Origin of the sequence: Streptomyces sp. NPDC005374 (assembly GCF_042872225.1) — a bacterium.
Lineage (GTDB): Bacteria > Actinomycetota > Actinomycetes > Streptomycetales > Streptomycetaceae > Streptomyces.
Map to the genome: position 1 here is coordinate 655,185 of NZ_JBIAKA010000001.1, position 24,322 is coordinate 679,506.

The following is a 24,322-nucleotide window of genomic DNA, read 5'->3' on the forward strand; positions in this document are numbered from 1 at the left end:
CGTCCACCCCGCCGTCGGCCGGCTGTACGTGGACCAGCGGACCCGGCGCCGGATGCGGCCGCTGGAGGACACGGTGGAGACGTCGGCGGCGATCGCCAAGGGGTGGGCCGGCCTGCGGGACACGGCCGTAGGCGGGGGGGGGTGGTGCGGTGGGGGCCCGTGCGGCCCTGGATCCAAGGGCGGGCGGTCGTTCGGTCACCTTGATTGTCGACGGGCGGCTCAGTTCGCCATCACCAGGGCCCACACGGTCTTGCCGTGCCGGCCCCGGCTCCACACCCCCCACGCGGTGGCGATGTTCTCCACCAGATGCAGGCCTCGGCCGGCCTCCTCCCACTCGCCGACCACCCGCAGCCGGGGTTCGAGGCGGCCCTCGTCGGAGACCTCTATGAGGCAGGAGCCGTCGGCGAGGGCGGTCACCGCGACCTCGAACTCCCGCTCAAGGAGCGGCCCGTGACGCACCACGTTGGTGGCGAGTTCCGACACCAGCAGTACCGCGTCGGCCAACGCCGGATCATCGGGGCCGTGCCCCCAGTCGGCCAGATGGTCCCGGACCCGGCGCCGGGCGAGACCGACGGAAGCCGGATGCCGGGGCAGCCGGAAGGAGTTGCGTCTCAACACGTTTGCTCCTCACCCCACGCACACCTCCGTCACATGGTGCTGCGTCGAGTGGCTGCCCGGCGTCACTCGGGCGAATGCCAGTTCCACGAAAACGCGTCAGATACGGCGCAATCGCATCGGAATCAGATCCAGTCGAGGCGCCAGAGGCGGAAGACGCCGGTGCCGTCCGAGAGGTACTGGCCGCCGCCGACGTCCTCGCTGGTCACGACGTAGTCCTTGGCCTGCCACAGCGGGATGACCGGGACATCGCGGGCGATGTCCGCCTGGACGTCACGGAAATCCTGCTCGGCCTCGCTGCGGTCGGCGTACCGCTGGCTGTCCTGAATCAGATGGTCGACCTCGTTGCTGCTGTAGCCGGTGTTCATGGTGCCGTCCGTGCCGACCAGCGGAGCGCCGAAGGTGTCCGGGTCGGGATAGTCGGCCACCCAGCCGACCGCGTAGGCGTCCAGCTTCCCGGTGGCCCAGCTCTTCTGGAAGTCGGTCCACTCGTAGCCCTTGAGCGTCACCTTGAACAGGCCGCTCGCCTCCAACTGCTTCTTCAGCTCCTTGGCCTCCGCGGCGGCGGAACCGCTGGTGAGGCCGTAGCCGTAGGTGAAGCTGACCGGGGTGGTCACACCGGCCTCGGTGAGCAGAGCCCGCGCCTTCTTCACGCTCGGCTCCGCGTAGGTGTCGAAGAACGACGTGGTGTGGCCGGTGATACCGGTCGGGATCAGCGAGTAGAGCGGGTCGACGGTCCCCTCGTACACCGAGGCGGCCAGCTGCTCGCGGTTGATCAGCCAGGCCATGGCCTGGCGCACCTTGACGTCGTGCAGGGGCTTGCCCGAGCGGGTGTTGAGGTAGAGGTTGCGGATCTCGGAGCTGTCGGCCTCCGAGACACGCTGGCCGGGGTCGCTCGCGTTGAGTCCGGCGAGGACGTCCGGCGGCAGCTGTCGGTAGGCGACGTCGATCTGCTTGGACTTCCAGGCCTTGTTCAGCTTGTCCGAGTTGCCGTAGTAGACGAGTTCGACCGGGTGGTCGGCGCCCTTGTTGGCGCCCTTGTAGCTGCCGTTGGGCGCGAGGACCGCCTTCTTGGCCTTCGTATACGTCTTCAGTTCGTACGGCCCGGTGCCGTCGACGCCGCCGTCCTTGCGCAGGGAGTTGGCCGGGTACTTGCTGCTGTCGACGATGGCACCGGCTCCGGTGGCCACCTTGAACGGGAACGTCGCGTCGGGCGAGGACAGCCTGAACGTGATCGTCCGGCCGCTGGCGCCGACCGACTCGAGGGTGTCCAGCAGGGCGGCCGGGCCGACGTCCGAGTTGATCTTCTTGACCCGGTCGAAGGAGTACTTGACGTCCTTGGCGGTCATCCCCCGGCCGCTCGGGAACTCGAGGCCCTCACGCAGCACACAGCGATAGGTACGCAGATCCTTGCCCTCGAAGGCACAGCTCTCGGCGGCGTCGGGCACAGGGGTGGCGCTGCCCGGCTCGAACGCCAGCAGCGACTGGAAAACGTTGTTGAACAGCGCCCACGAACCGGCGTCGTAGGCGCCGGCCGGATCGAGTGAGGTGACCTCGTCCGTCGTCCCCACCTTGATCGTCTCGCCGGTGTCCTGATCGGACGGAAGCAACTGCCAGCCGCCGACTCCCACAACGCCCAGCACGAGCAGCGTCGCGAGAATCCGCATGCGAACCGTCCGCATCGGTTTGCCCTCCCCGGGCCCCTCTGGACCCCAGTGCATATGCCACCCCCTAGTGGCGCGAATCACCTAACCACAGGTGTTTCACCTGGGGGAAGAGGGGTCTGCGGAGTTTGGCAAGCCGTTACCGCAAGGGGTTTCAGCCACATTTCACAGGGCTCGCACAGAGTCTCCTGCCGACGGTCAGCGGACCATCACGTAGACGAACACGCCGGCACACACCGTGATCGACACGACGGCCCGCACCATGATCGTCCGATCCACGATCCGCCGCAGCCACGGGACCGGGACGCCTCTCAGAAGCCAGGTGACCGGCAGGGAGAGCGCGGACGCGCAGGCGAGGAGGAAGAACTGCCGAGCGGGCGGGTGGTCGGGGTCCCAGGGATCGTGAGCCGCGTTCTCCAGATACAGCAACCCTGCGACCGCGTACCAGAACAGCGCGCAGCCGGCGGTGAGCAGCGACTCGAACAGTGCGAACAGAACAGGCCTGCTGCGTGCGAGGCGCAGGAGGGACGCGTCGGACGTCATGCGCGAGGCCTCCCCCGGTCGGCCCCGGCAGGGTCGGCTCACGTCAACGTACGCCGACTGCCGCGCCGGGCACAGCCGTATGACTCGCCGGATCGCCGGGGCGGCGGGGCGGCGGTCAGGCTTGCTTCGAGGCCAGTTCGATCACCGTGATGTCCGACGGGGCGCCCACGCGCGTGGGCGGGCCCCAGGCGCCGGCACCGCGGCTGACGTAGAGCTGGGTGTCGCCGTAGCGCTCCAGGCCCGCGACCGTCGGGTTGGCGGCCTCCGCGAGGAAGTTGCCGGGCCAGAGCTGGCCGCCGTGGGTGTGGCCGGAGAGCTGGAGGTCCACGCCGTGGTCGACCGCGTCGTGGATCTGGACCGGCTGGTGGGCGAGGAGCACGCACGCGCGTGTGGTGTCCCGGTCGCCGAGGGCCCTGGTGAAGTCGGGGCCCTGGCCCTCGCTCTCGCCCGCGATGTCGTTGACACCGGCGAGGTCGAACCAGGCCAGTTCCGTACGGTCGTTCTCCAGTGGGCGCAGACCGAGCCGCCGTACTTCCTCGACCCACTGCTCGGCGCCGGAGAAGTACTCGTGGTTGCCGGTCACGAAGAACGCGCCGTGCCGTGCCTCGAGCTGGGCGAGGGGGGCCGCCGCCGGGCCGAGGTCCTTCACGCTGCCGTCGACCAGGTCGCCCACGACCGCGATGAGGTCGGGGCGGGTGGAGTTGATGGTGTCGACGACCTTCTGGGCGAAGCCCCGGCCGAGCACCGGGCTGAGGTGGATGTCGCTCACCACCGCGATCCGGTAGCCGTGTCCCGCGCGCGGGAGCTTGGCCAGCGGCACGGTGACCCGCTTCACCCTGGGGCCGCGCAGCACGCCGTAGGTGCCGAGGCCGACGGTCCCGACGGCGGCCGCTGCGGCGGCTCCCGCGACAGCCCTGGAGACGAAGAGACGGCGGGAGGGGGCAGCGGGCTCGCGCGGTGCCTGGGGCGCCGGTCCGGCCCGCCGAGGCTCCTGGGGTGGGCCCACGGCCTCCCCGTCGGCGTCCTGCCGTTCCGCCGGCGCTCCCGCCGGTACCCGCTCCGGATGCGGTACGGCGGCCGGGGCCGACTCGCGGCGGCTGTCCCGGCGTTCGAGGAAACGGCGCAGCAGGGGGCGTACGGCCTCTCCCGCCACCACCGCGAGCAGCAGGTAGATCGACAGTGCCAGCCACAGGAAACCGGGCCATGCGAGCACGCGCTGGAGCCAGAAGGGGGCACCGGTGCGCTCCGCGACCAGGGCGGCGACCGCCAGCGCCCAGCCGCCGCCGATGACCACCGCGCCCACCCGGCGGGCCCGTCCGGGACCGCCGGTGGTGTCGCGGAACAGGCGGCGCCACAGGTACCAGTTGGCCGTCACGAGGACGGCGAGCGCGAGCAGTGCGAAGACGATGACCACGGAGTGCTAACTCTCCGGGGTCGGCTGTGAGTTCCGGCGCAGTGCGCGGACTCCGCGCAACCCGATCAGCCCGACGACCGTCCCCAGTACGAAGGAGACGACAGCCAGCAGCAGGTGCACCCAGAAATACCCCGTCGGGTCGCCCGCGTCGTCGAACGCGAGCCCGCTGGCGTCCGCGACGAGGTTCTTGACGAAAGTGATCCAGATGAACCAGCTCCACACCCCGAACGCGAGCAGGAACCAGGACACGGGGCGGCTGAGCTTCATGGGTCCAGTATCGCGAACGGCTGTCCGGATCGGTGTCCGGGGTGGGAAGGGTGGTGGGACTTCACACTCTGCGGCATGTACGTTCCTGAGCGTGTCCGCTCCCAAGAAGACCGCCGGGCGATCCCTGCTGGTCACCTCCGCCGCCGCCCTGTCGTCACTCGCGCTGACCGCGCCTGTCGCCCTGGCGGCTCCCAGTCCCTCACCGAGCGCCAGTCCCTCACCCAGCGCCAGTCCCTCGGCCACTCCCCCGGCGAAGATGTCGGGCGTGGGCGGCTCGCGGCTCGGCCAGGCCGGCACACAGGTCAATCTGGCGAGCGGGGTCCCGGTGCTGCCGAAGGACATCACCGCGCGCTCCTGGATCGTCACGGACGCGGAGTCCGGCGATGTGCTCGCCTCGCACAACGCGCACTGGCGGCTGCCTCCGGCGAGCACCATGAAGATGCTCTTCGCGGACACCGTGCTGCCGAAGTTCCCCAGGACCGAGAAGCACAAGGTGGTCCCCTCCGACCTCGCGGGCATGGGTGCCGGCTCCAGCCTGGTCGGCATAAAGGAGGGCGAGACGTACACGGTGCACGACCTGTGGCTCGGCGTGTTCCTTCGCTCCGGCAACGACGCCGTCCATGTCCTGTCGGCGATGAACAAGGGCGTCGCCAAGACCGTCACGGAGATGAACGAGCACGCCGAGGAGCTCCAGGCCCTCGACACGCACGTGGTCAGCCCCGACGGCTACGACGCCCCCGGCCAGGTCTCCTCGGCCTACGACCTGACCCTGTTCGCCCGCTCCGGACTGCAGAAGAAGGACTTCCGCGAGTACTGCTCGACGGTCACCGCGAAGTTCCCGGGCGAGACGAAGAAGGACAAGAAGGGCAAGACCGTCCGCAAGTCCTTCGAGATCCAGAACACCGACCGGCTGCTGAGCGGCGACTACGACATCTCGCAGTACCCGGGAATTGCGGGTGTGAAGAACGGCAACACCACCAACGCGGGCGCCACCTTCACCGGCGTCGCCGAGCGGGGCGGCAGGGTGCTGCTCGTCACCGTCATGAACCCGTCCAAGGAAGAGCACAACGAGGTCTACAAGGAGACCGCGAAGCTCTTCGACTGGGGCTTCAAGGCGGCCGGCAAGGTGGCTCCGGTGGGCGAGCTGGTGCCGCCGAAGGGCACCGCGCGGTCCAGCGCCCAGCCGGAGGCCTCGGGGGAGGCCGGGGGCGGTTCCGGCGGTTCGGGGGACTCCGGGGCTTCGACGAAGCCGGTGGCCTCCGCCACGGCCGACGGCGGCTCCCGTGGCATGGGGACCGCCCTCGCGATCACCGGCGGGCTGCTGGTGCTGCTCGCGGGCGCCGCGTTCCTGGTCAACCGCCGTTGGCCGCTGCCGGATCTGGTGCGTCGCCGCTCTTCTCGTCCGTAGTTCCGTCCGTGGGCTCCCGCTCCTTGCTCCCCGTCGCCGTCCAGGCGGCGCAGAACAGCACCAGCTTGGCCGTGAAGTTGATCCACAGCAGCAGGGCGACGGGGACGCCGAACGCGCCGTACATGCTCTTCGTCGCCACGCCCTGCATGTAACTGCTCAGCAGCAGCTTCAGCAGCTCGAAGCCGACCGCGCCGGTCAGCGCGGCGACGAACAGCCGGCGGCGTGACGGCTCGACGCCGGGCAGCAGGGTCAGGACATACAGCAGGAGCAGGAAGTCGGCGAGTACGGCGATGGCGAACGCGGCGATCCGCAGCAGGATCCGGCCCGCGCCGCCTTCCTGGAGGCCGAGTCCGCCGCCGATCCAGTCGACCAGCGCGGAGGCGACGGTGGAGATGGCGAGCGTGACCAGGACGGCGCCGCCGAGCCCGATCAGGATGCCCAGGTCCTTGCCCTTGCGCAGGGCCACGTTCTCGTCCTCGTCGGGCAGCTCCCACACCGCGCGCAGACACTCGCGCATGGAGCCGGCCCAGCCGATGCCGGTGAACAGCAGGGCGGCGGCGGCGATGAGCCCGACGGTACCGGCGTTCTGCACCAGATCGTCGATGTTCAGCTGCTCGGAGATGCCGGGCACCTGGTCGGCGATCTTGTCCTGGAGGTCGTTCTGCTGCTTCGTGCTGAGCGTGGCGGCGGCGGCCGCGGCCGCCACGGTGAGCAGCGGGAACAGCGCGACGAAGCTGGTGAACGTCATCGCCGCGGCCAGCCGGGTCCACTTCACCCGGTCCAGCCGTTCGTACGACCGCCACGCGTGCGTGGCCGTCAGGCGCACCCAGAGCGGCCCGACGACGGGGAGTCTCTTCAGCCAGTCCATGATCGAATCTTGCCCTCCGTACGGAAGACCGATGTGCGGGTACCCCGAGAAATCGGGGCGGTGGCGCGTGCCGTGCCGATGAGGTGCCGGCGTCGGGCTACCACTTGGCCACCGCCAGCCCGTACATGGCAAGCCATGTCAGGGCGATGAGGGCGAGTGCGCGGTCGCGCAGGACGACGTCCTCGGGTTCGCCCGCCGTGCCGCGGTCGGCGAAGACGGCGTATCTGAGGATCGCCAGGATGAAGGCGACCACGGACAACTGCCGCCAGGGCAGCAGGCCGGTGTGCGGGCCGTGACCGCCCTCCAGGGCCCACAGGCAGTAGCCGAGCACGGCGCCGCCGGCCGCGAGCTGCCAGACGAAGCGCAGGTAACCGGTGGTGTACTCGGTGAGCAACGCGCGCGTGGCGCCCGCTTTCCCGGCCATCTGGACGGCCTCGGAGTAGCGCTTGGCCGACACCATGAACAGCGCGCCGAACCCGGTCGTGATCAGGAACCAGCGCGAGAGCGGGATGCCGAGTGCCAGTCCGCCCGCCGCCGCCCGCATCAGGAAGCCGGACGTGACGACGGCGAGGTCGACGACGAGAACGTGCTTGAGGCTGACGCAGTAGGCCAGTTGCATGCCGATGTACGCCGCCAGGAGGGCCGCCACCACGGGTGAGGTCAGCCGGGCCGCGAGGAGCGGCGCGAGGACGCCCAGGGTGCCGCCGACGGCGTAGGCGACGGGGACCGGGACCTGTCCGGCGGCGACCGGGCGGTGGCGCTTGGCGGGGTGGGCGCGGTCGGCCTCGGCGTCCCGCGCGTCGTTGATCAGGTAGACGGCGGCCGCGCAGACGGTGAAGAGGACGAAGACGAGGGCGAGCCGGGTGACGGCGTGCGGGGCGAGGAGCCGGCCCGCGGCGGCGGGGGCGGCGACGACCAGGACGTTCTTGACCCATTGCCTGGGGCGGGCGGTCCGCAGGAGGCCTCGGAGGAGGGCGGCGAGGGTGTGCGGCCGGGGTGAGGGGGCGCGGCGCGGGGGCGTGCGCTGTTCCAGGACCGCAGGGCGCGCGCTGTCGGCAAGGGGCGCTGTTTCCGTCACGCGTGCTCCCGGTTGTCCGGGGCGGCCCCGGTCATCCAGCGCGACCCGACGCGCGCCGTGAGGGCTCCGAGGGCAGCGCCCGCCAGGACGTCCGACGGATGGTGGACGCCGACGACCAGACGGGAGACGCACATCGCGGCGGCGAGCGGCGGGACCGGGTACGCGCCCAGCGTGCCGTAGGCGACGGCGGCGGCCGCGGCGGAGGTCGCGTGCGAGCTGGGGAAGGAGTGTCGGCCCACCGTGCGCACCAGGGGCTCGACATGCGTCGGGCGCGGGCGCCGTACGACCCTTTTCACCCCCATGCTGACGAGGTGCGCGCCCGCGGTGAGCGCCGTACCGCGCAACCAGGCGCTCCGGCGCGTGCCGTCCACGGCGGCCCCGGCGAGCCCCGCCGCGAGCCACAGCGCCCCGTGCTCACCGGCCCGGGACAGGGCTCGCGCGACCCCGGCGACGCGAGGGTCCGCGCCGTGGGCCCGCAGCGCCGAGAGAATGCGGTGGTCCATGCCGTCCATGGGGACTCACTGTTCACGTCACCACGACCGGAACTCCGGCAATATTGAGCGACATCCCATTAATCACCCATTTCGGGGAGAGCGGGAATGTTTCGGAGCCGATCGTCCTCATAGCGGCGATACGGTCACCGCCATGTCCGCCGACACCTTTCCCGTCACGGGATGGGGCCGCACCGCTCCCACCGCGGCCCGTCCGACCCGCCCACGGAGCTACGAGGAGGCCGTGGCCGCCGTCCGGGACTGCGGGGTCCGTGGCGGCATCCCGCGGGGGCTGGGGCGGGCGTACGGGGACGCGGCGCAGAACGCCGGCGGTGCGGTGTTCGACATGACCGGCCTGGACCGGGTCCACGCGATCGACGCCGACGGCGGCACCGTGCTGTGCGACGCGGGTGTCTCCCTGCACCGGCTGATGGAGGTACTGCTGCCGCTCGGCTGGTTCGTGCCGGTGACGCCCGGCACCCGCTATGTCACCGTCGGCGGCGCGATCGGCGCGGACATCCATGGCAAGAATCACCATGTGGCCGGCTCCTTCTCCCGCCATGTGCTGTCCTTCGAACTCCTCACCGCCGACGGCGGGATCCGCACCGTGCGCTGTGGCACGCCCCTGTTCGACGCGACCACCGGCGGCATGGGCCTGACCGGGATGATCCTCACCGCGACGGTCCAGCTCCAGCCGGTCGAGACCTCACTGATGTCCGTCGACACGGAACGCGCGCGTGACCTCGACGATCTGATGGCCCGTCTGACGGCGACCGATCACGATTACCGCTACTCGGTGGCCTGGATCGACCTGCTGGCCCGTGGGGCCGCGACGGGGCGGGCCGTGCTGACGCGGGGGGACCACGCGCCGCTGGAGGCGCTGGAGCATCCGGGGCTGTCGGGCACGCGTGCGGCGCGAGGGCCTGGAACGCCCGGCGCGGGCACACGTGCGCGTAGGGACCCGTTGGCCTTCCGGACCCCGCGGTTCCCGGCGCCGCCCGCCTTCCTTCCCGAGGGGCTCCTGAACCCCATGACCGTGGGATTGTTCAACGAGTTCTGGTACCGGAAGGCGCCCCGCGCGCGTACCGGCCGGCTCCAGCGGATCTCCGCCTTCTTCCACCCCCTGGACGGCGTTCCCCACTGGAACCGGATCTACGGCCGCGGCGGCTTCGTGCAGTACCAGTTCGTCGTCGGACACGGCCAGGAGGAGGCCCTGCACCGGATCGTGCGGCGGGTCTGCGCGCATCGGTGCCCGTCCTTCCTGGCCGTCCTCAAGCGGTTCGGGGACGCCGACCCGGGGTGGCTCTCCTTCCCGGTGCCCGGCTGGACCCTGGCCATGGACATCCCGGCCGGCCTGCCCGGTCTCGGCACCCTTCTCGACGCCCTCGACGAGGAGGTGGCCGCGGCCGGCGGGCGGGTCTACCTCGCCAAGGACTCCCGTCTGCGGCCGGAGCTGATCGCCTCGATGTATCCACGCCTCGACGACTTCCGGGAACTGCGCGCGGAACTCGACCCGCGCGGGGTGTTCACCTCGGACCTGTCCCGCCGCCTCACCCTCTAGCCGGCCGTACGAGGCCGTCTGGCAGGCCGTCTCAAGGAGCTGCTCGTGAAGGACGCCTTCGGTATCCCCCAGTCCCTGCTCGTCCTCGGCGGCACGTCCGAGATCGCGCTGGCCACCGCCCGCCGCCTCGTGGTCCGCCGCACCCGCGCGGTGTGGCTGGCGGGGCGCCCCTCGCCGGCCCTGGACGCCGCCGCAACGGAACTGCGCGCCCTGGGGGCGGAGGTCCGCACCGTCGCCTTCGACGCACTGGACCCCGAGTCCCACGAGGCGGTGCTCGGCAAGGTCTTCGCCGAAGGTGACATCGACATGGTGCTGCTCGCCTTCGGGATCCTCGGCGACCAGGCCCACGACGAGCGCGAGCCGGTCGCCGCCGTGCGGGTCGCGCAGACCAACTACACGGGCGCCGTCTCGGCCGGCCTGGTCTCCGCGCGCGCGTTGCAGGCCCAGGGCCACGGCTCGCTGGTCGTGCTGTCCTCCGTCGCCGGCGAGCGGGCCCGGCGCGCCAACTTCATCTACGGCTCCAGCAAGGCCGGCCTCGACGCCTTCGCCCAGGGCCTCGGCGACGCTCTCCACGGCACCGGCGTGCACGTCATGGTCGTACGCCCCGGGTTCGTGCGGTCGAGAATGACGGCCGGTCTGCCGGAAGGGCCCCTCGCGACCACTCCGGAGGCCGTGGCGACGGCGATCGAACTGGGTCTGCGGCGGCGTTCGGAAACGGTGTGGGTGCCAGGAGCGCTGCGGATGGTGATGTCGGCGGTCAGGCATGTCCCGCGGGGGCTGTTCCGGCGGCTCGCGCTGTAACTACGGTTACAGCGGCTGTACCAGTGGTTACAGCTGGCTCGTGGGCAGGGAACCACGTTCGACACGGTCCGCCTGAGGCGGCACGACCGAGCCGCCGAAGGTGAACTCGCGCAGCTTGCGCCACACCCCGTCGGCGCCCTGTTCGTAGAGCGCGAATCCGGTGCACGGCCACGCGGCCTCGAAGGCGGCGAGCGCCTCGAAGGCGCGGTCCATGGCCGCGTCGTCGATGCCGTGCGCCACCGTGACGTGCGGGTGGTACGGGAACTGCAGTTCCCGCGCCACCGGCCCGGAGGCGTCACGGACCTGCTTCTGCAGCCAGGTGCAGGCTTCGGCGCCCTGGGCCACCTGGACGTACACGACCGGCGACAGCGGCCGGAAGGTGCCGGTGCCCGACAGCTTCATCGGGAACGGCCGGCCCGCCGCGGCGACCTCGGTGAGGTGCGCCTCGATGGCGGGCAGCGCGGTGCCCTCGACCTCTGTGGGCGGCAGCAGGGTGACATGGGTGGGGATACCGTGAGCCGCGGCGTCGCCGAAGCCCGCGCGCCGCTCCTGGAGCAGGCTGCCGTGAGGCTCCGGGACCGCGATCGACACACCGATCGTTACGGTCCCCACGTCGTCTCCTGTTCTTCCCTGTCGTCCTGTCGGATTCGTTCCCAGCCGTCCGGCTATCGACTGTACGGCCACGGGTGTGCTGTGGGCAGGCGCAGGCGTAGTGATGTGCAGCGCTCTGCCCGGTGGTGCCGGTGTGCGGTGGTGCGCCTCGTGCCGGTGGGCGGTACGGCCGGTGCCGGGCTCAGTGCTTGGCGGGCAGGAAGCCCACCCTCTCGTAGGCCTGGGAGAGGGTCTCCGCAGCGACCGCGCGGGCCTTCTCCGCACCCTTGGCCAGGACCGAGTCCAGCGTCTCCGGGTCGTCCAGGTACTGCTGGGTGCGCTCCCGGAAGGGCGTCACGAAGTCGACGACGATCTCGGCGAGGTCCGTCTTGAGCGCGCCGTAGAGCTTGCCCTCGTAACTCTGCTCCAGCTCGGCGATGCTCGTGCCGGTGAGCGTCGAGTGGATGGTGAGCAGGTTGCTGACACCCGGCTTGTTCGCGGTGTCGTAGCGGATGACGGTGTCGGTGTCGGTGACCGCGCTCTTGACCTTCTTGGCGGTGGCCTTCGGCTCGTCGAGGAGGTTGATGAGGCCCTTCGGCGTGGACGCCGACTTGCTCATCTTGATCGACGGGTCCTGCAGGTCGTAGATCTTCGCCGTCTCCTTGAGGATGTACGGCTTCGGGATCGTGAAGGTCTCGCCGAAACGGCCGTTGAAGCGCGTGGCGAGGTCACGGGTCAGCTCGACGTGCTGGCGCTGGTCCTCGCCGACGGGGACCTCGTGCGCCTGGTAGAGCAGGATGTCGGCGACCTGGAGGATCGGGTAGGTGAACAGGCCGACGCTCGCGCTGTCGGCGCCCTGCCGGGAGGACTTGTCCTTGAACTGGGTCATGCGGGAGGCCTCGCCGAAACCGGTGAGGCAGTTCATGACCCAGGCGAGCTGGGCGTGCTCGGGGACGTGGCTCTGGACGAAGAGCGTGCAGCGCTCCGGGTCGAGGCCCGCGGCGAGGAGCTGGGCGGCGGCCAGGCGGGTGTTGGCCGTGAGCTCCTTCGGGTCCTGCGGAATCGTGATCGCGTGCAGGTCGACGACCATGTAGAACGCGTCGTGGGACTCCTGCAGAGCCACCCACTGGCGGACGGCGCCAAGGTAGTTGCCGAGGTGGAACGAGCCTGCGGTGGGCTGGATTCCGGAGAGCACACGGGGTCGGTCAGAGGCCATGCTCACCATTCTCTCAGGTGTCGGGGGCCGATCCGGAACCAGTCGGAAACAGATGCGCCACGGGTGGGAACCGATTCGGTTCGGGCGGTGTACCAATCGTGTGAGGACGCGGGAGGGGGGCCGCATCGTCGATGAGGCCGCGGTGATCGCACGCGTACGCGCCGGAGACCCGGAGGCGTACGCGGAGCTGGTGCGGGCCCATACGGGTATCGCGCTGCGGGCGGCCGCCGTGCTCGGGGCGGGAGCGGACGCGGAGGACGTGGTGCAGCAGGCCTTCGTCAAGGCCTACTGCGCGCTGGGCCGCTTCAAGGAGGGCTCGGCGTTCAAGCCGTGGCTTCTGTCGATCGTGGCCAATGAGACGAGGAACACGGTGCGGACGGCCGCGCGCCAGCGCACGCTCGCCGGCCGCGAGGCGGCCTTCGCGGAGGCCGAGCCGCTGATACCGGAATCGGCGGACCCGGCCGTGGCGGCCGTGGAGATAGAGCGCCGCACCGCGCTGCAATCCGCGCTGGAGAAGCTGAGCGAGGAGCATCGTCTGGTCGTCACCTACCGCTATCTGCTGGAGATGGACGAGTCCGAGACGGCCCAGGCCCTGGGCTGGCCGCGGGGGACGGTGAAGTCCCGGCTGAACCGCGCGCTGCGCAGGCTGGAGAAACTGCTGCCGGATTTCGAGCCTCGGAAAGGGGGTGATGAGCGTGAGTGAGTCCTACGGCGACGAGGGCGCCGACAGCACGTCTGCGCGTGCGTCCCGGCTGCCCGAGGAGCTGCGGGCGCTCGGGCGTTCACTGGACGCACCGGGTGCCGGGGGGTCCGAGTCGATGGTGGAGCGGGTGCTGGAGCAGATACTCGCCGAGCGACTGCCGGTCCCGGCGACCCGGGCTCCGGGACCGGGTGACCGGCTGCGGGCCATGCGTCGCTGGACGCGGGTGCGGTGGCGTTCGCTGACCGCGACGCTGTGCGGGTTGCTGGCGGTCCTCGCGCTCACGCCTCCGGTGCGGGCGGCGGTCCTGGACTGGTTCGACTTCGGCGGTGTCGAGGTGCGGTACGACCCGTCGGCGGTGCCCTCACCGGGTACCGAGGTGCCCGGCTGCGGACGCTCGGTGTCGCTCGCGCAGGCCGAGCGGCGGGCGGGGTTCGAGCCGCTGGTGCCGGCGACGCTCGGCACACCGGACGTGGTGACGGTGACAGCCGAGCCGCAGGGGCGGTTTCTGGTGAGCCTGTGCTGGCGGAAGCGTGGGGACACCATCCGGCTGGACGAGTATCCGGCCCGGTTGGACATCGGCTTCACCAAGACCGTGCAGGAGCAGCCGGAGTGGCTCTCGCTGAGCGGGGACTCCCCGGACCAGGGTGGCGCCGCGGACATCGCTCTGTGGTTTCCGCGGCCCCACCTGCTCAACTTCTGGCTGGTGGACGCGGACGGCTCCCCTCACACCCGCGAGGAGCGGACCGCCGGGCCGACACTGCTGTGGATGCACAGGCCGGGTGTCCTGGATCTGCCGGACGTGACACTGCGGCTGGAGGGCGTGGCGTCCAGGACGAGCGCGGTGGAGATCGCGAAGTCCCTCGGCGAGCCGACGGATTCGGGCGCGGGGACGTCTCCGAAATAGTGCGCGTGAGGTGGGAACCCCATCGGGCCGGGCGGTGTACCAGAAGTGACACGCGGCTCGCGGACGGGCCGCACGGGGATCGTCTGTTGGGGGTAGGCATGAAGGACCTTGGGAGCGGCCGGAGGAACCGATGCGGTGAACTGGCAGCAGGATTGGGCGCATTGGCGGCGGCGCTCGCCCTGACCGTGTGGAATGCGCCCCTCGCGTCGGCCGGTGGGCCGACGAGCGTGCTCGTGGTCTCGCCGGAGAGCGGGGAGACGGGGTCGCGCTACTACTCCGACGAGGAGTTCGGAGAGTTGCAGCGGCTGCTCGACCCTCCGGGTGCGGGTGCCCGCACCAAGCCGTCCGAGGCGGATCTGCTCGCCGCCCGGCAGATCAACGTCACATGGATGCTGCATGACGTCTCACCGTGGCGGCTGGACGAGGTCTTCCCGCTGGCCGGCTCGGACCAGGTGTGGATACGCACGGCGGGGAACGTACCGGAGTCGGTGAACGGCGACTGGCACCAACCCAAGAACCCAGCCCAACTGCGCTCCTTGTTGAAGGAGTTGGGTGTGATGGGCACGGTCTACGCCGAGGGCGATGCCGTCTTCCCGACGCCTGGCCGGCAGGCGGGGAGCGCCGCGGGGGCAGTGGACACGGAGGCGGCGCGGGCCCCTGCGTCCCTCGGTCCGTCCTCAGTTACGGATGACGGCACCGGGTGGTGGTGGGCGCTTCCTGGTGTGGCAGCCGGAGCCGTACTGGCCCTGGCGCTGCGGTCGTTCGTGATGCGGGGGCCGTGGGACCGCCTACGCCGGGAGCGGGGGCCGCGGCAGGAACTGCGTGACGTGTGACGAAGTGAAGTGCCCGGGAGCTTGAGACAGCAGGCTGAGCCGATCAGGGGGGATGGCAGTGCGAAGCAGAGACACAGGGCTGCGGCGCGGGCCGCGCGGGGTGTTGGCGGTGCTCGCGCCTGTGGCGGCGGCGGTGAGCGTGTTCTGGGTGCCGACAGCTGACGCGGCGGCGCTGCCGATGCGGGAGGCGGGCCTCGACAAGCCCGACCTGGCCATGGTCGTCACCGGTGGCTCGGGCCGGACGAAGGCCGTGCGTTCCGACGAGCCGTGCTTCGCTCGTCTGTGGCAGTTGCTTCAGCCGACGTACACGGGCACGGAGCGGGTGCCGGATGCCTGGGAGAAGGGCCGGTATCCGCCGGTGCGGATCACCGTGGTGTGGGGGCTGACGGGTGTCGGTGGCTGGCCGCAGACGAACGCGGCGCCGGGTGGTGATGTGGCTGTGGAGCGGGAGGACCAACTGTTCCTGGCCGGGGACGGCACACCGTGGGTGCGCACGGATCCGGCGCCGGAGCAGGAGGACGACGACATCCGCTGGCACCGGGCGCCGCGGGCGGACTTCGATCGGCTGGACCGGGCCGGGCTGTTGGGCGGTGCCAGGGAGGGGAAGCACGGAGCCGGCGGCGAGGTCGAGGGTGCCGACGAGCCCAGGGGCCTGGCGCACGGGGCCTGGTGGGCGGTGCCGGGGCTCGCCGTGGGGTTCGCGGCAGGGGCAGGCGGCACGCGGCTGATACGCCGCGCGGCGGCCCGGCCGGGAGCCGGACCGCCGCGGGAGGAGCCACGACAGGAACTCATCGATCTCTAGAAGTCACCGGTCCTTGACAACTCAAGAGCGTGATGTGCCGCTCGGCATCGCCGGGGCCGTGGTTCAGCCGAGGTCGACCTCCGGGTAGAGAGGGAAGCCCGCCACGAGGTCGGTGGCCCGGTGGGAGATCTCGTCCGCGACCTTCGGGTCGAGAACGTGCTGGGCCTTGGAGGGCGCACCCGACTTGGTCGTGCCGGACTCCGTGGTGGTGAGGACGCGGTCGATGAGTCCGGCGACCTCGTCCATCTCGGCGGTGCCGAGGCCACGGGTGGTCAGAGCGGGGGTGCCGATGCGGATGCCGGAGGTGTACCAGGCGCCGTTGGGGTCGGCCGGGATGGCGTTGCGGTTGGTGACGATGCCCGATTCGAGCAGGGCTGCCTCGGCCTGGCGGCCGGTGAGGCCGTAGGAGGAGGCGACGTCGATCAGGTTGAGATGGTTGTCGGTGCCGCCGGTGATCAGAGTGGCGCCGCGACGCATCAGGCCCTCGGCCAGAGCGCGGGAGTTGTCGACGATGCGCTGGGCGTAGTCCTGGAAGGAGGGCTGACGGGCCTCGGCGAGGGCCACGGCCTTGGCGGCCATGACATGCGGGAGCGGGCCGCCGAGGACCATCGGGCAACCGCGGTCGACCTGATCCTTGAGGGAGTCGTCGCACAGCACCATGCCGCCGCGTGGGCCGCGCAGGGACTTGTGGGTGGTGGTGGTGACGATCTGGGCGTGCGGGACCGGGTCGAAGTCGCCGATGAGGACCTTGCCGGCGACGAGGCCGGCGAAGTGGGCCATGTCGACCATGAGCGTGGCGCCGACCTCGTCGGCGATCTCGCGCATGATCCGGAAGTTGACCAGACGCGGGTAGGCCGAGTAGCCGGCGACGATGATCAGCGGCTTGAACTCACGGGCCGAGACACGCAGGGCCTCGTAGTCGACGAGACCGGTGGTGGCATCCGTGCCGTAGGAGCGCTGGTCGAACATCTTGCCGGAGATGTTCGGGCGGAAGCCGTGGGTGAGGTGTCCGCCGGCGTCCAGCGACATGCCGAGCATGCGCTGGTTGCCGAAGGCCTGGCGGAGCTCGGCCCAGTCGGCGTCGGAGAGGTCGTTGACCTGGCGGACGCCGGCCTTCTCCAGAGCGGGGACCTCGACGCGCTGGGCGAGGACGGACCAGAAGGCGACCAGGTTGGCGTCGATACCGGAGTGCGGCTGGACATAGGCGTGGCGGGCGCCGAAGAGTTCCCGCGCGTGCTCGGCGGCCAGGGACTCGACAGTGTCGACGTTGCGACAGCCGGCGTAGAAGCGGCGGCCGACGGTGCCCTCGGCGTACTTGTCGCTGAACCAGTTGCCCATGGCGAGAAGGGTGGCCGGGGAGGCGTAGTTCTCGGAGGCGATCAGCTTGAGCATCTCGCGCTGGTCGTGGACCTCCTGGCCGATGGCGTCGGCGACGCGCGGCTCAACGGCGCGGATCACGTCGAGGGCGGCACGGAAGGCAGTGGATTCGGTGGACAGGGGCTGCTGCTCTGACATGGCGGCCTCCGGGCTGCGTGGCTTGTGGCGGTCACGGATCACGGTTCGGCCCAGGCGCACGGCACTTGGTCACTCACAGGCCGCTCCCCGATGGTCCGTCCCATCCCAGCGCGCCAGTCACGGCCTGTCGGCCAGCCTACCGGCCGGGGCGAACGACTCCCGTGCGACGTCCACCATGCGAGCGACGGCTTCGAGGCCCGGCCACTGGTCCCGGGCCCCGAAGCGGTGGCGGAGTACGACGTCAGAACAGCAGGTCGGCGAGGCGGTCGAGCTGGTCGGGGTCGGAGGCCCAGCAGTAGAGCATCACCTCGTCGGCGCCGATTCCGAAGTAGGCGTCGGTGGCGTCGCGGATCTGTCCCGGGGTGGTGAGCAGGCCGCCCTCCATGTAGGCGACGTGGTCGCTGAAGGCGTAGTAGTCGCGGAGGTTGCCGCGGGCCCGGTCCAGGGTGTCGTCCGGGCCGAGGGCGACGTTCGCCTGGGCGACCAGGCGTGGGCGGCCTGGGCGGTCGTGCTTCTGCCAGGCTGCTTCGGCGTCGCGGAACAGGTTGGCCATGAAGGAGGGCGGCAGGGCGGCGCCGAGGAAACCGTCGCCGAAGCGGCCTACCCGTTCGAGGGCAGCAGGGGCGAAGCCTCCGAACAGGACCTCCGGACCGCCGGGGGTGGCGGGGGCGGGGCCGATGGGGCCGACGCCTTCGCCGTAGGGCTCGCCGGACCAGGTGCGGCGCAGCAGGGTCATCTGCTCGTCGAGGCGGCGGCCTCGGCGGTGAAGATCGATGCCGGCGGCCAGGCAGTCGTCCTCGCGGCCACCGACCCCGATGCCGAGCGTGAAGCGGCCGCCCGAGAGGCGGTCGAGGGTCGCTGTCTGCTTGGCGAGCAGGGCGGTGTTGTGCAGGGGCGCGAGAAGCACTTCGGTCTGGACGCGGATGCGGGACGTGGCGCCGGCGAGAGCCGCGAGGGTGATGAGGGGTTCGGGATTGTCGTACACGAGGCGGTCGAGCAGGCCGAGGGTACTGAAGGGGCCCGCGTCGGCGCGCCGGGCCCAGGTGAGCAACTGGGCGGGATCGTCGACGGGGAGGCCGAGGCCGATGTTCATGGGAGTGTCCTCCGGAGGGCGTACGGGATCCGCCGGTCGGCCGGATCCGGTGCCGCCCCTCCGTGGCGCCGCGCGCTGTGCGCGGACCTGCTCCCGTTCTGCGGCAATGGTTCCAGAGAGCGTCTGCTTCAGAGTGCGAGGAACGTAACGCGCCGAAGCCGGGTGCGGCAAAGCGTTTTCGGCACGCTCCCGGAGTCGGTGTCTCGGAGGCGACCTCGGGGCCCATCACGTCGAGGGCCGGCGAGTAGGTTCGTCAACAGGGGCCTGGTGTACGCATGTCGGGCGAACAGCTAGAGATCAGTAAGAGCTCGTCCTGGATCAGCCCGCCCCTCAGCTCCTGCCCTAAGGTCGCTTTGTGCTCTTTGGAATGATGTGCGCCCTCGGCGCCTCGGTCTGCTTCGGGACGGCCACCGTGTTGCAGGCGATGGCGGCGCGGGCAGCGGACACGGGCGGCGGCGACGAGGGGTCGGCGTTCGCGGTGACGCTGTTCCTGCGAGCGGTTCGGCAGTGGCGGTATCTGGCGGGGCTGGCGCTGGACGGCGTGGGGTTCCTGCTGCAGATCGCCGCGTTGCGGTCGGTCCCGATCTACGCCGTCGGCGCGGCGCTCGCGTCGAGCCTCGCGGTGACCGCGGTTGTCTCGGCGCGGCTGCTGCGGGTTCGGCTGAGCGGAAGCGAGTGGGGCGCGGTCGGGGTGGTGTGCGCAGGGATGGCGCTGCTGGGGATCGCGTCCGGGACCGAAGGAGACCGGGGCGGGCCGACGGCTCTGAGGTACGCGATGCTCGGGACGTCCTTGGCCGTGCTGGGGCTGGCGCTCCTGGGCGGGAAACTCCCGGAGCGGGGGCGGGCGTTGGCGCTCGGACTGGGTGCGGGGTTCGGGTTCGGCGTGGTCGAGGTGGCGGTACGGCTGATCGACTCGCTTGCCCCGTCGGACCTGTTGGCCAACCCGGCGGCCTATGCGCTGCTCGTGGGCGGAAGTGCGGCCTTCCTGTCACTCACCTCGGCACTGCAGCGGGGGTCGGTGACCACGGCGACCGCGGGGATGGTGATCGGGGAGACGATCGGGCCCGCGCTGGTGGGGGTGGTGTGGCTCGGAGACCGCACCCGGGAGGGGCTGGCATGGGTGGCGGTGCTGGGCTTCGCCGTGGCCGTCGCGGGGGCTTTGGCGCTGGCCAGGTTCGGGGAGGCTCCGGCCGAGGTGGAGTGACGGTTCTTTCCACGCGGATTCAAGCCGACGACTTCCTGGCGACTTCCGGCGACGTCCGACTTCCTTTTGTAAATAGCCGCACTGGATTTCGGAAATGCCACTCCTGATACAGCTCGACAGAGCACACCAAGGCGACCGAAAGTCCGATAAAGAGCCACGTTCCGGACACCGATCAAGGCACTCGAAAAACATCGTTGAATATTTGAACGTGATGTGAAGACATTGCGTACTGGGTGGTGTGAGCAGCAATCCCGTCACCGTCACCGTGGCCTATCACGTGGTGCCGGGCCGTGAGGCCGACTTCCACTCGTGGGGGTGGGCCATGCTGGCCGCGAGTTCGCAGCAGCCGGGCTTCCTGGGGGGTGGCGTCCTTGTCGACCGAGAGGCGGAGTGGCATGTGGTCTATCGGTTCGCCAGCGAGGGAACGGCCCGGGCCTGGGAGGATTCGGCCGCTCGGACACAGTGGCACCGCCGGGCGATGGACTTCGCCCAGCAGACGGAGCGCAGGAGCGTGCGGGGCTCCAAGCTGTGGTTCGACTCCCAGACCGCCCTGCCGAAAGCGCCCACCCCGCCGGCGAAATGGAAGCTGTGGTTCGTGAACATGAGCGCGGTCTTTCCGCCGGTGCTCTTGTTCAACCTGATCGTTCTTCCTTATCTCGGCGGACTCAATCCGCTTGTCCGCACACTTCTGCTGTGCCTGTGTGTGACGGCTCTCGTCACCTGGATCCTCATGCCCCGGCTTCAGCGTTTCTTCAAGAAATGGCTGTATCCGCCGCTCCAGGCCCTCCGCGGACGGCACAAAAGACGGACCGCATAGGTCCGGAACGAACCGAGGGAGGTGGGCGGGTGAAGACCCTGCTCATCGACAATTACGACTCGTACACGTACAACCTGTTCCAGCTGCTCGCCGAGGTCAACGGCGAGGAACCGGTAGTGGTCCTCAATGACGCTGTCGATGCGATTCCCGATCTCGGGGAATATCTCGCGGAATTCGACAATGTCGTGGTGTCGCCCGGACCGGGACACCCGGCCGAACCGCGGGACTTCGGTCTGAGTACCGCCGTGCTCGCCGAGTCGTCCATCCCCGTACTGGGCGTCTGCCTTGGACACCAGGGCATCGCTCTCGGGGAGGGGGGCCTGGTGGGTGCCGCGCCGGAGCCGCGGCACGGGCATCTGTCGACGGTCCGGCACGACGGACGGGAGCTGTTCCGAGGTCTGCCACAGGACTTCACCGCGGTCCGCTACCACTCGCTGGCCGTGTCCGAGCCGCTCCCGGAGACGCTCGAGGCCACCGCCTGGGCCGAGGACGGGGTGCTGATGGGGCTCAGACACCGCAGTCGGCCGCTGTGGGGCGTGCAGTTCCATCCGGAGTCCGTGCTCACCGACTACGGCCACCGCATGCTCGTCAACTTCCGCAACCTCACGGCGGAACGGGCCCGCAGGACACGGACGAAGAACACCGCCGTGCCCCCGACCGAGGCGGCGGTCCCCCGGTCCGCGTCGATCATTCCGCGCCCTCGGCGAGCCACCCCCGCCTACCGGCTGCACACCCGGCGCATCGCCGGCGCAGTCGACACGGAGGCCGCGTTCACCCGGATGTACGCGGCGTCGCCGCGGGCGTTCTGGCTGGACAGCGCTCTGGTCGAGGAGGGGCGGTCACGGTTCTCGTTCTTCGGTGACGACAGTGGTCCGCTCGCGGAGTTCGTCCGCTACGACGTCGAGAGCGGCCGGTGCGAGATCGAGCGGGAAGGGCGGCCGACGCGAAAAGTCGCGGCGAGTGTCTTCGACTATCTCGGACGGCAGTTGACGAGCCGTCGGGTGGACGGTTCAGGACTGCCCTTCGACTTCACCGGGGGCTACGTCGGCTACTTCGGCTACGAGACGAAGGCCGACTGCGGTTCTCCGAACCGGCACACCTCCGAAGTGCCGGACGCCTGCTGGCTGTTCGCCGACCGGCTGATAGCCGTGGACCATCTGAAGAGGTTCACCTACGCGGTCTGTCTGGCCGAGGACACCCCGCAGGCCGCGCTGGAGGCCGAGGACTGGCTGGAGGGCGCGCTGGCCCAACTGACCTTCGTCGCCACCGAGCCCGACGGGAACCCCTTGCCCGACGGTGCGCCGATGTTCGGCGGTGGGGCGTCGTCGGGCGGTACGGCGTTGCCCGGCCGTACGGCGTCGTCCGCTCGGCAGACGGTGTCCGCGCGGTCCGCGCTAGATCTCGGCGCCGCCGAGCCGTGGCTGGTGCGGGACCGGGCGGCCTATCTCGCCGACATCGAGTCCTGCGCGCGTGAACTGCGGGCGGGTACGAGCTATGAGATCTGTCTGACGAACGCGGCGCGGTTACCCGCCCCGCCGGACGCATACGAGTTCTACCGGACGCTGCGGCGCGTCAATCCGGCGCCCTACGCGGCGTTTCTGAGGTTCGGGGACGTCGATGTGGCAGGTTCCTCGCCGGAGCGGTTCCTGCGGATCACCGGGGACGGGGTCGCCGAGGCCCGGCCCATCAAGGGCACCGCGCCGCGTGGGGCAGGGCCGGAGGAGGACGCCCGGCTGCGGGACGCGCTCGCGGCGGACCCCAAGACGCGCGCCGAGAACCTGATGATCGTCGACCTGCTCCGCAACGACCTGGGGCGGGTATGCCGGACCGGGTCCGTGCGGGTGACACGGCTGATGGCCACGGAGACGTACGCGACCGTGCACCAGCTCGTCTCGACCGTGGAGGGGCGGCTGCGCGAGGGGATCGACGCGGTGGACTGTGTGCGCGCCTGTTTTCCGGGCGGCTCGATGACCGGGGCGCCGAAACTGCGCACGCTGGAGATCATCGACTCCCTGGAGACCGAGGCCCGCGGTGTCTACTCCGGCGCCCTCGGATACCTGGGGTGCGGAGGGGGCGCGGATCTCAACATCGTGATCCGCACGGCCGTCTTCGCCGACGGGCTGATGCACCTGGGCGCCGGGGGCGCCATCGTCCTCGACTCCGATCCGGACGCCGAGTACGACGAGATGCTGCTGAAGACGGCGGCCCAGATGAGAGCGCTGCATCTGCACACCGCAGACCGGACAGCGGAGCAACGACAGCAGCAGAGGGTCCGCGGGGGACATACCGCCACTGAGGAGCCGGCCCGATGACGATTCCGCGAACCATGCCGCCACCGCCCCCGTCTCTGTCACCGCCTCCTGCGCCGTCTCCCTCACCACTTCCCTCACCGTCTCCTTCGCCGTCACCGGCCGGCTTCGACGCACCCGGCAACCTTGCCGCCCAGCTGGCCGATCTCGCCGAGCGGCGTGGCTGGGTCGACCGGCCCGCATTCCATCAGGGCCACCGGGCCTGGACCCACGGCGAGGTGCACGCGCTCGCGGCCAGGGCGGCCACCGTGCTCGCCGGTCATGGCGTCGAGCCGGGCGACCGGGTGGTGCTGGCGCTGCCGGACGGGATCGCGTGGGTGACGGCCTTCCTCGGCATCGCGCGTCTTGGGGCGGTCGCCGTTCTCGTCAACCCCGAACTCCCCGCGGCGGACCACGCGTTCATGGCAGCGGACACCGGGGCCGCGCTGTGTGTGACAGGACCGGGACTCGAGGACCGGTTCACCGACCGGGCCCGGCTCGGTGCCGACCAGTTGCTCGCACTCACCTCCTCCGCCGCGCCGGCCCCCGCCCACCCGGTCGACGCGCACAGCCCGCTCTACGTGCAGTACACGTCCGGTACGACAGGCCGGCCCAAGGGGGTCGTGCACACGCACAGCGATCCGAAGGCGTACCACGACCTGATCGGCAGGCGGCTGCTGCGGATCACCGGGGACGACGTGGCCCTGTCGGTGTCGAAGCTGTACTTCGCCTACGGATTCGGGAACGCGTTCGTCTTCCCGTTGTTCTCCGGCTCGTCCGCGGTGCTGGTGGACCGGCGCCCCACCCCGGCCGCCGTGGACGAGCTCGTGGTCCGGCACCGGGTGACGCTGCTCTACTCGGTGCCGTCCGCGTACGCCGCGCTGGTGGCCGACCGGGGCCGTGGGCACGAGGCCTGCTTCGCCTCGGTGCGGGCCGCGGTGTCGGCCGGTGAGGGACTGCCGGAGGAGCTCGGCGGGCGGGTCACGGAGCTGCTCGGCGCGCCGGTGCTGGAGCAGATCGGCTCCACCGAAGCAGGTCACGCCTTCTGCGCCAACAGCTTCGACCACAACCGGCCCGGCACCGTCGGCCGTCCCGTGCCCGGCTTCGAGGTGGAGCTGCGTGACCGCGCGGGCACACCGGTTCCGGACGGAACGGAGGGCGAGCTGTGGGTGCGCGGACCGACGGTGACCCCCGGTTACCTGAACCGGCCCGACGAGACCGCCCGCACCCTGGTCCGCGGCTGGCTGGCCACCCATGACCGGGCGGTCCGCGAACCCGACGGCACCTACCGGCATTTGGGCCGCGCCGACGACATGGAGATGGTCGGGGGCATCAGCGTCTCCCCGCTGGAGGTCGAGGCCGTACTGCGCACCCACCCGGCGGTGAAGGAGGTCGCGGTCGTGGCCGTCACCGACGGGGCCGGGGTGAGCCGGCTGCGGGCGTTCGTCGTACCCGCGGCCCAGGACGGCACCGTTCTCCAGTGCCTCCAGGAGGACCTCCTGCGGCTCGCCCGCGAGCACCTGGCCGCCTACAAGGTGCCCAGAAGCGTCAGCCTCGTCCCGTCCCTCCCCCGCACCCCCACCGGCAAGCTCCGTCGCCATCTGGTCCGCGGAGGCGCCTGGTGACCACGGCGAGAACACCCCACA

23 protein-coding genes and 1 riboswitch are annotated in these 24,322 nt (G+C 70.7%); of the genes, 11 read left to right on the forward strand and 12 right to left on the reverse strand.

Going from position 1 to position 24,322, the window contains the following annotated elements; translation table 11 throughout:
• Positions 1 to 219: 219 nt before the first annotated feature.
• The 5 genes from ACFYRX_RS03125 to ACFYRX_RS03145 all read right to left on the reverse strand — a co-directional run bounded on the left by ACFYRX_RS03125 (position 220) and on the right by ACFYRX_RS03145 (position 4,503).
• Complete coding sequence (locus ACFYRX_RS03125) at positions 220 to 618, reverse strand: ATP-binding protein (protein WP_389096093.1); 399 nt, start codon at positions 616 to 618, stop codon at positions 220 to 222.
• A 122-nt stretch (positions 619 to 740) separates the two neighbouring features.
• Positions 741 to 2,297 carry an ABC transporter substrate-binding protein gene (locus ACFYRX_RS03130; protein WP_389096095.1) on the reverse strand — a complete coding sequence of 519 codons (1,557 nt, stop codon included), beginning with the start codon at positions 2,295 to 2,297 and terminating at the stop codon, positions 741 to 743.
• Positions 2,298 to 2,477: 180 nt separating this feature from the next.
• A complete protein-coding gene (locus tag ACFYRX_RS03135) occupies positions 2,478 to 2,822 on the reverse strand; it encodes a hypothetical protein (RefSeq protein ID WP_389096096.1) in 345 nt (114 codons plus the stop codon).
• A 115-nt stretch (positions 2,823 to 2,937) separates the two neighbouring features.
• A complete protein-coding gene (locus tag ACFYRX_RS03140) occupies positions 2,938 to 4,236 on the reverse strand; it encodes a metallophosphoesterase (RefSeq protein WP_389096097.1) in 1,299 nt (432 codons plus the stop codon).
• A gap of 6 nt (positions 4,237 to 4,242) precedes the next feature.
• Positions 4,243 to 4,503 (reverse strand): SCO4848 family membrane protein, encoded by a 261-nt coding sequence (locus ACFYRX_RS03145; protein WP_389096098.1) that lies wholly within the window; start codon positions 4,501 to 4,503, stop codon positions 4,243 to 4,245.
• Positions 4,504 to 4,594: 91 nt separating this feature from the next.
• On the opposite strand from ACFYRX_RS03145, the gene ACFYRX_RS03150 reads away from it, so the two are divergent.
• A complete protein-coding gene (locus ACFYRX_RS03150) occupies positions 4,595 to 5,911 on the forward strand; it encodes a D-alanyl-D-alanine carboxypeptidase family protein (protein ID WP_389096099.1) in 1,317 nt (438 codons plus the stop codon).
• On the opposite strand, the gene ACFYRX_RS03155 is transcribed toward ACFYRX_RS03150, so the two are convergent.
• The 3 genes from ACFYRX_RS03155 to ACFYRX_RS03165 form a co-directional block, all read right to left on the reverse strand.
• Positions 5,856 to 6,779 carry a YihY/virulence factor BrkB family protein gene (locus tag ACFYRX_RS03155; protein ID WP_389096101.1) on the reverse strand — a complete coding sequence of 308 codons (924 nt, stop codon included), beginning with the start codon at positions 6,777 to 6,779 and terminating at the stop codon, positions 5,856 to 5,858. The genes ACFYRX_RS03150 and ACFYRX_RS03155 overlap by 56 nt on opposite strands.
• 97 nt (positions 6,780 to 6,876) lie before the next feature.
• Positions 6,877 to 7,857 carry a decaprenyl-phosphate phosphoribosyltransferase gene (locus ACFYRX_RS03160; RefSeq protein WP_389096102.1) on the reverse strand — a complete coding sequence of 327 codons (981 nt, stop codon included), beginning with the start codon at positions 7,855 to 7,857 and terminating at the stop codon, positions 6,877 to 6,879.
• Positions 7,854 to 8,369, reverse strand: coding sequence for a phosphatase PAP2 family protein (locus ACFYRX_RS03165; protein WP_389096104.1), 516 nt, complete (start codon positions 8,367 to 8,369; stop codon positions 7,854 to 7,856). The genes ACFYRX_RS03160 and ACFYRX_RS03165 overlap by 4 nt, the downstream gene beginning before the upstream one ends.
• Positions 8,370 to 8,502: 133 nt before the next feature.
• On the opposite strand from ACFYRX_RS03165, the gene ACFYRX_RS03170 reads away from it, so the two are divergent.
• On the forward strand, positions 8,503 to 9,909 hold the full coding sequence (locus ACFYRX_RS03170; RefSeq protein WP_389096106.1) for an FAD-binding protein: 1,407 nt from the start codon (positions 8,503 to 8,505) through the stop codon (positions 9,907 to 9,909).
• Between the two features lie 45 nt (positions 9,910 to 9,954).
• Positions 9,955 to 10,710: a decaprenylphospho-beta-D-erythro-pentofuranosid-2-ulose 2-reductase gene (locus ACFYRX_RS03175; protein ID WP_389096108.1), complete on the forward strand. Its 756-nt coding sequence runs from the start codon at positions 9,955 to 9,957 to the stop codon at positions 10,708 to 10,710.
• A gap of 27 nt (positions 10,711 to 10,737) precedes the next feature.
• Here the strand turns inward: ACFYRX_RS03175 and ACFYRX_RS03180 are convergent, their stop codons facing one another.
• Positions 10,738 to 11,322 carry a 2'-5' RNA ligase family protein gene (locus ACFYRX_RS03180; RefSeq protein WP_389096109.1) on the reverse strand — a complete coding sequence of 195 codons (585 nt, stop codon included), beginning with the start codon at positions 11,320 to 11,322 and terminating at the stop codon, positions 10,738 to 10,740.
• Between the two features lie 181 nt (positions 11,323 to 11,503).
• Positions 11,504 to 12,517 carry a tryptophan--tRNA ligase gene (trpS, locus tag ACFYRX_RS03185; protein ID WP_389096111.1) on the reverse strand — a complete coding sequence of 338 codons (1,014 nt, stop codon included), beginning with the start codon at positions 12,515 to 12,517 and terminating at the stop codon, positions 11,504 to 11,506.
• A gap of 142 nt (positions 12,518 to 12,659) precedes the next feature.
• Here trpS and ACFYRX_RS03190 point away from each other — a divergent pair, with 142 nt between their 5' ends.
• The 4 genes from ACFYRX_RS03190 to ACFYRX_RS03205 all read left to right on the forward strand — a co-directional run bounded on the left by ACFYRX_RS03190 (position 12,660) and on the right by ACFYRX_RS03205 (position 15,759).
• Positions 12,660 to 13,220, forward strand: coding sequence for an RNA polymerase sigma factor (locus tag ACFYRX_RS03190; RefSeq protein ID WP_389096113.1), 561 nt, complete (start codon positions 12,660 to 12,662; stop codon positions 13,218 to 13,220).
• Positions 13,213 to 14,124 (forward strand): hypothetical protein, encoded by a 912-nt coding sequence (locus ACFYRX_RS03195; RefSeq protein ID WP_389096114.1) that lies wholly within the window; start codon positions 13,213 to 13,215, stop codon positions 14,122 to 14,124. The genes ACFYRX_RS03190 and ACFYRX_RS03195 overlap by 8 nt, the downstream gene beginning before the upstream one ends.
• 161 nt (positions 14,125 to 14,285) lie before the next feature.
• Positions 14,286 to 14,957 (forward strand): hypothetical protein, encoded by a 672-nt coding sequence (locus ACFYRX_RS03200; RefSeq protein ID WP_389096116.1) that lies wholly within the window; start codon positions 14,286 to 14,288, stop codon positions 14,955 to 14,957.
• A gap of 52 nt (positions 14,958 to 15,009) precedes the next feature.
• Positions 15,010 to 15,759 carry a hypothetical protein gene (locus ACFYRX_RS03205; RefSeq protein ID WP_389096118.1) on the forward strand — a complete coding sequence of 250 codons (750 nt, stop codon included), beginning with the start codon at positions 15,010 to 15,012 and terminating at the stop codon, positions 15,757 to 15,759.
• A gap of 63 nt (positions 15,760 to 15,822) precedes the next feature.
• Here the strand turns inward: ACFYRX_RS03205 and ACFYRX_RS03210 are convergent, their stop codons facing one another.
• Both ACFYRX_RS03210 and ACFYRX_RS03215 read right to left on the reverse strand, forming a co-directional pair.
• Positions 15,823 to 17,274, reverse strand: coding sequence for a glycine hydroxymethyltransferase (locus tag ACFYRX_RS03210; RefSeq protein ID WP_389096120.1), 1,452 nt, complete (start codon positions 17,272 to 17,274; stop codon positions 15,823 to 15,825).
• Between the two features lie 41 nt (positions 17,275 to 17,315).
• Positions 17,316 to 17,405, reverse strand: a riboswitch (ZMP/ZTP riboswitch).
• A gap of 110 nt (positions 17,406 to 17,515) precedes the next feature.
• On the reverse strand, positions 17,516 to 18,367 hold the full coding sequence (locus ACFYRX_RS03215) for an LLM class flavin-dependent oxidoreductase (RefSeq protein WP_389096121.1): 852 nt from the start codon (positions 18,365 to 18,367) through the stop codon (positions 17,516 to 17,518).
• A 367-nt stretch (positions 18,368 to 18,734) separates the two neighbouring features.
• Between ACFYRX_RS03215 and ACFYRX_RS03220 the strand changes: the two genes are divergently transcribed.
• The 4 genes from ACFYRX_RS03220 (at position 18,735) to ACFYRX_RS03235 (ending at position 24,301) form a co-directional block, all read left to right on the forward strand.
• Entirely contained in the window at positions 18,735 to 19,571 is an 837-nt protein-coding gene (locus ACFYRX_RS03220; RefSeq protein ID WP_389096918.1) for a hypothetical protein, read from the forward strand.
• Positions 19,572 to 19,809: 238 nt separating this feature from the next.
• On the forward strand, positions 19,810 to 20,388 hold the full coding sequence (locus tag ACFYRX_RS03225) for an antibiotic biosynthesis monooxygenase (protein ID WP_389096123.1): 579 nt from the start codon (positions 19,810 to 19,812) through the stop codon (positions 20,386 to 20,388).
• A gap of 29 nt (positions 20,389 to 20,417) precedes the next feature.
• On the forward strand, positions 20,418 to 22,700 hold the full coding sequence (pabB, locus tag ACFYRX_RS03230) for an aminodeoxychorismate synthase component I (RefSeq protein ID WP_389096125.1): 2,283 nt from the start codon (positions 20,418 to 20,420) through the stop codon (positions 22,698 to 22,700).
• Positions 22,697 to 24,301 carry a benzoate-CoA ligase family protein gene (locus ACFYRX_RS03235; RefSeq protein ID WP_389096127.1) on the forward strand — a complete coding sequence of 535 codons (1,605 nt, stop codon included), beginning with the start codon at positions 22,697 to 22,699 and terminating at the stop codon, positions 24,299 to 24,301. Before pabB ends, ACFYRX_RS03235 begins: the two co-directional genes overlap by 4 nt.
• The last annotated feature ends 21 nt before the right edge of the window (positions 24,302 to 24,322 follow it).

Coding starts and splice junctions, on each gene's coding strand:
- ACFYRX_RS03130 (WP_389096095.1), bottom strand. CDS start 2,297: ATGCGGACGGTTCGCATGCGGATTCTCGCGACGCTGCTCGTGCTGGGC.
- ACFYRX_RS03135 (WP_389096096.1), bottom strand. CDS start 2,822: ATGACGTCCGACGCGTCCCTCCTGCGCCTCGCACGCAGCAGGCCTGTT.
- ACFYRX_RS03145 (WP_389096098.1), bottom strand. CDS start 4,503: ATGAAGCTCAGCCGCCCCGTGTCCTGGTTCCTGCTCGCGTTCGGGGTG.
- ACFYRX_RS03155 (WP_389096101.1), bottom strand. CDS start 6,779: ATGGACTGGCTGAAGAGACTCCCCGTCGTCGGGCCGCTCTGGGTGCGC.
- ACFYRX_RS03165 (WP_389096104.1), bottom strand. CDS start 8,369: ATGGACGGCATGGACCACCGCATTCTCTCGGCGCTGCGGGCCCACGGC.
- ACFYRX_RS03170 (WP_389096106.1), top strand. CDS start 8,503: ATGTCCGCCGACACCTTTCCCGTCACGGGATGGGGCCGCACCGCTCCC.
- trpS (WP_389096111.1), bottom strand. CDS start 12,517: ATGGCCTCTGACCGACCCCGTGTGCTCTCCGGAATCCAGCCCACCGCA.
- ACFYRX_RS03205 (WP_389096118.1), top strand. CDS start 15,010: ATGGCAGTGCGAAGCAGAGACACAGGGCTGCGGCGCGGGCCGCGCGGG.
- ACFYRX_RS03210 (WP_389096120.1), bottom strand. CDS start 17,274: ATGTCAGAGCAGCAGCCCCTGTCCACCGAATCCACTGCCTTCCGTGCC.
- ACFYRX_RS03215 (WP_389096121.1), bottom strand. CDS start 18,367: ATGAACATCGGCCTCGGCCTCCCCGTCGACGATCCCGCCCAGTTGCTC.
- ACFYRX_RS03220 (WP_389096918.1), top strand. CDS start 18,735: ATGATGTGCGCCCTCGGCGCCTCGGTCTGCTTCGGGACGGCCACCGTG.
- ACFYRX_RS03235 (WP_389096127.1), top strand. CDS start 22,697: ATGACGATTCCGCGAACCATGCCGCCACCGCCCCCGTCTCTGTCACCG.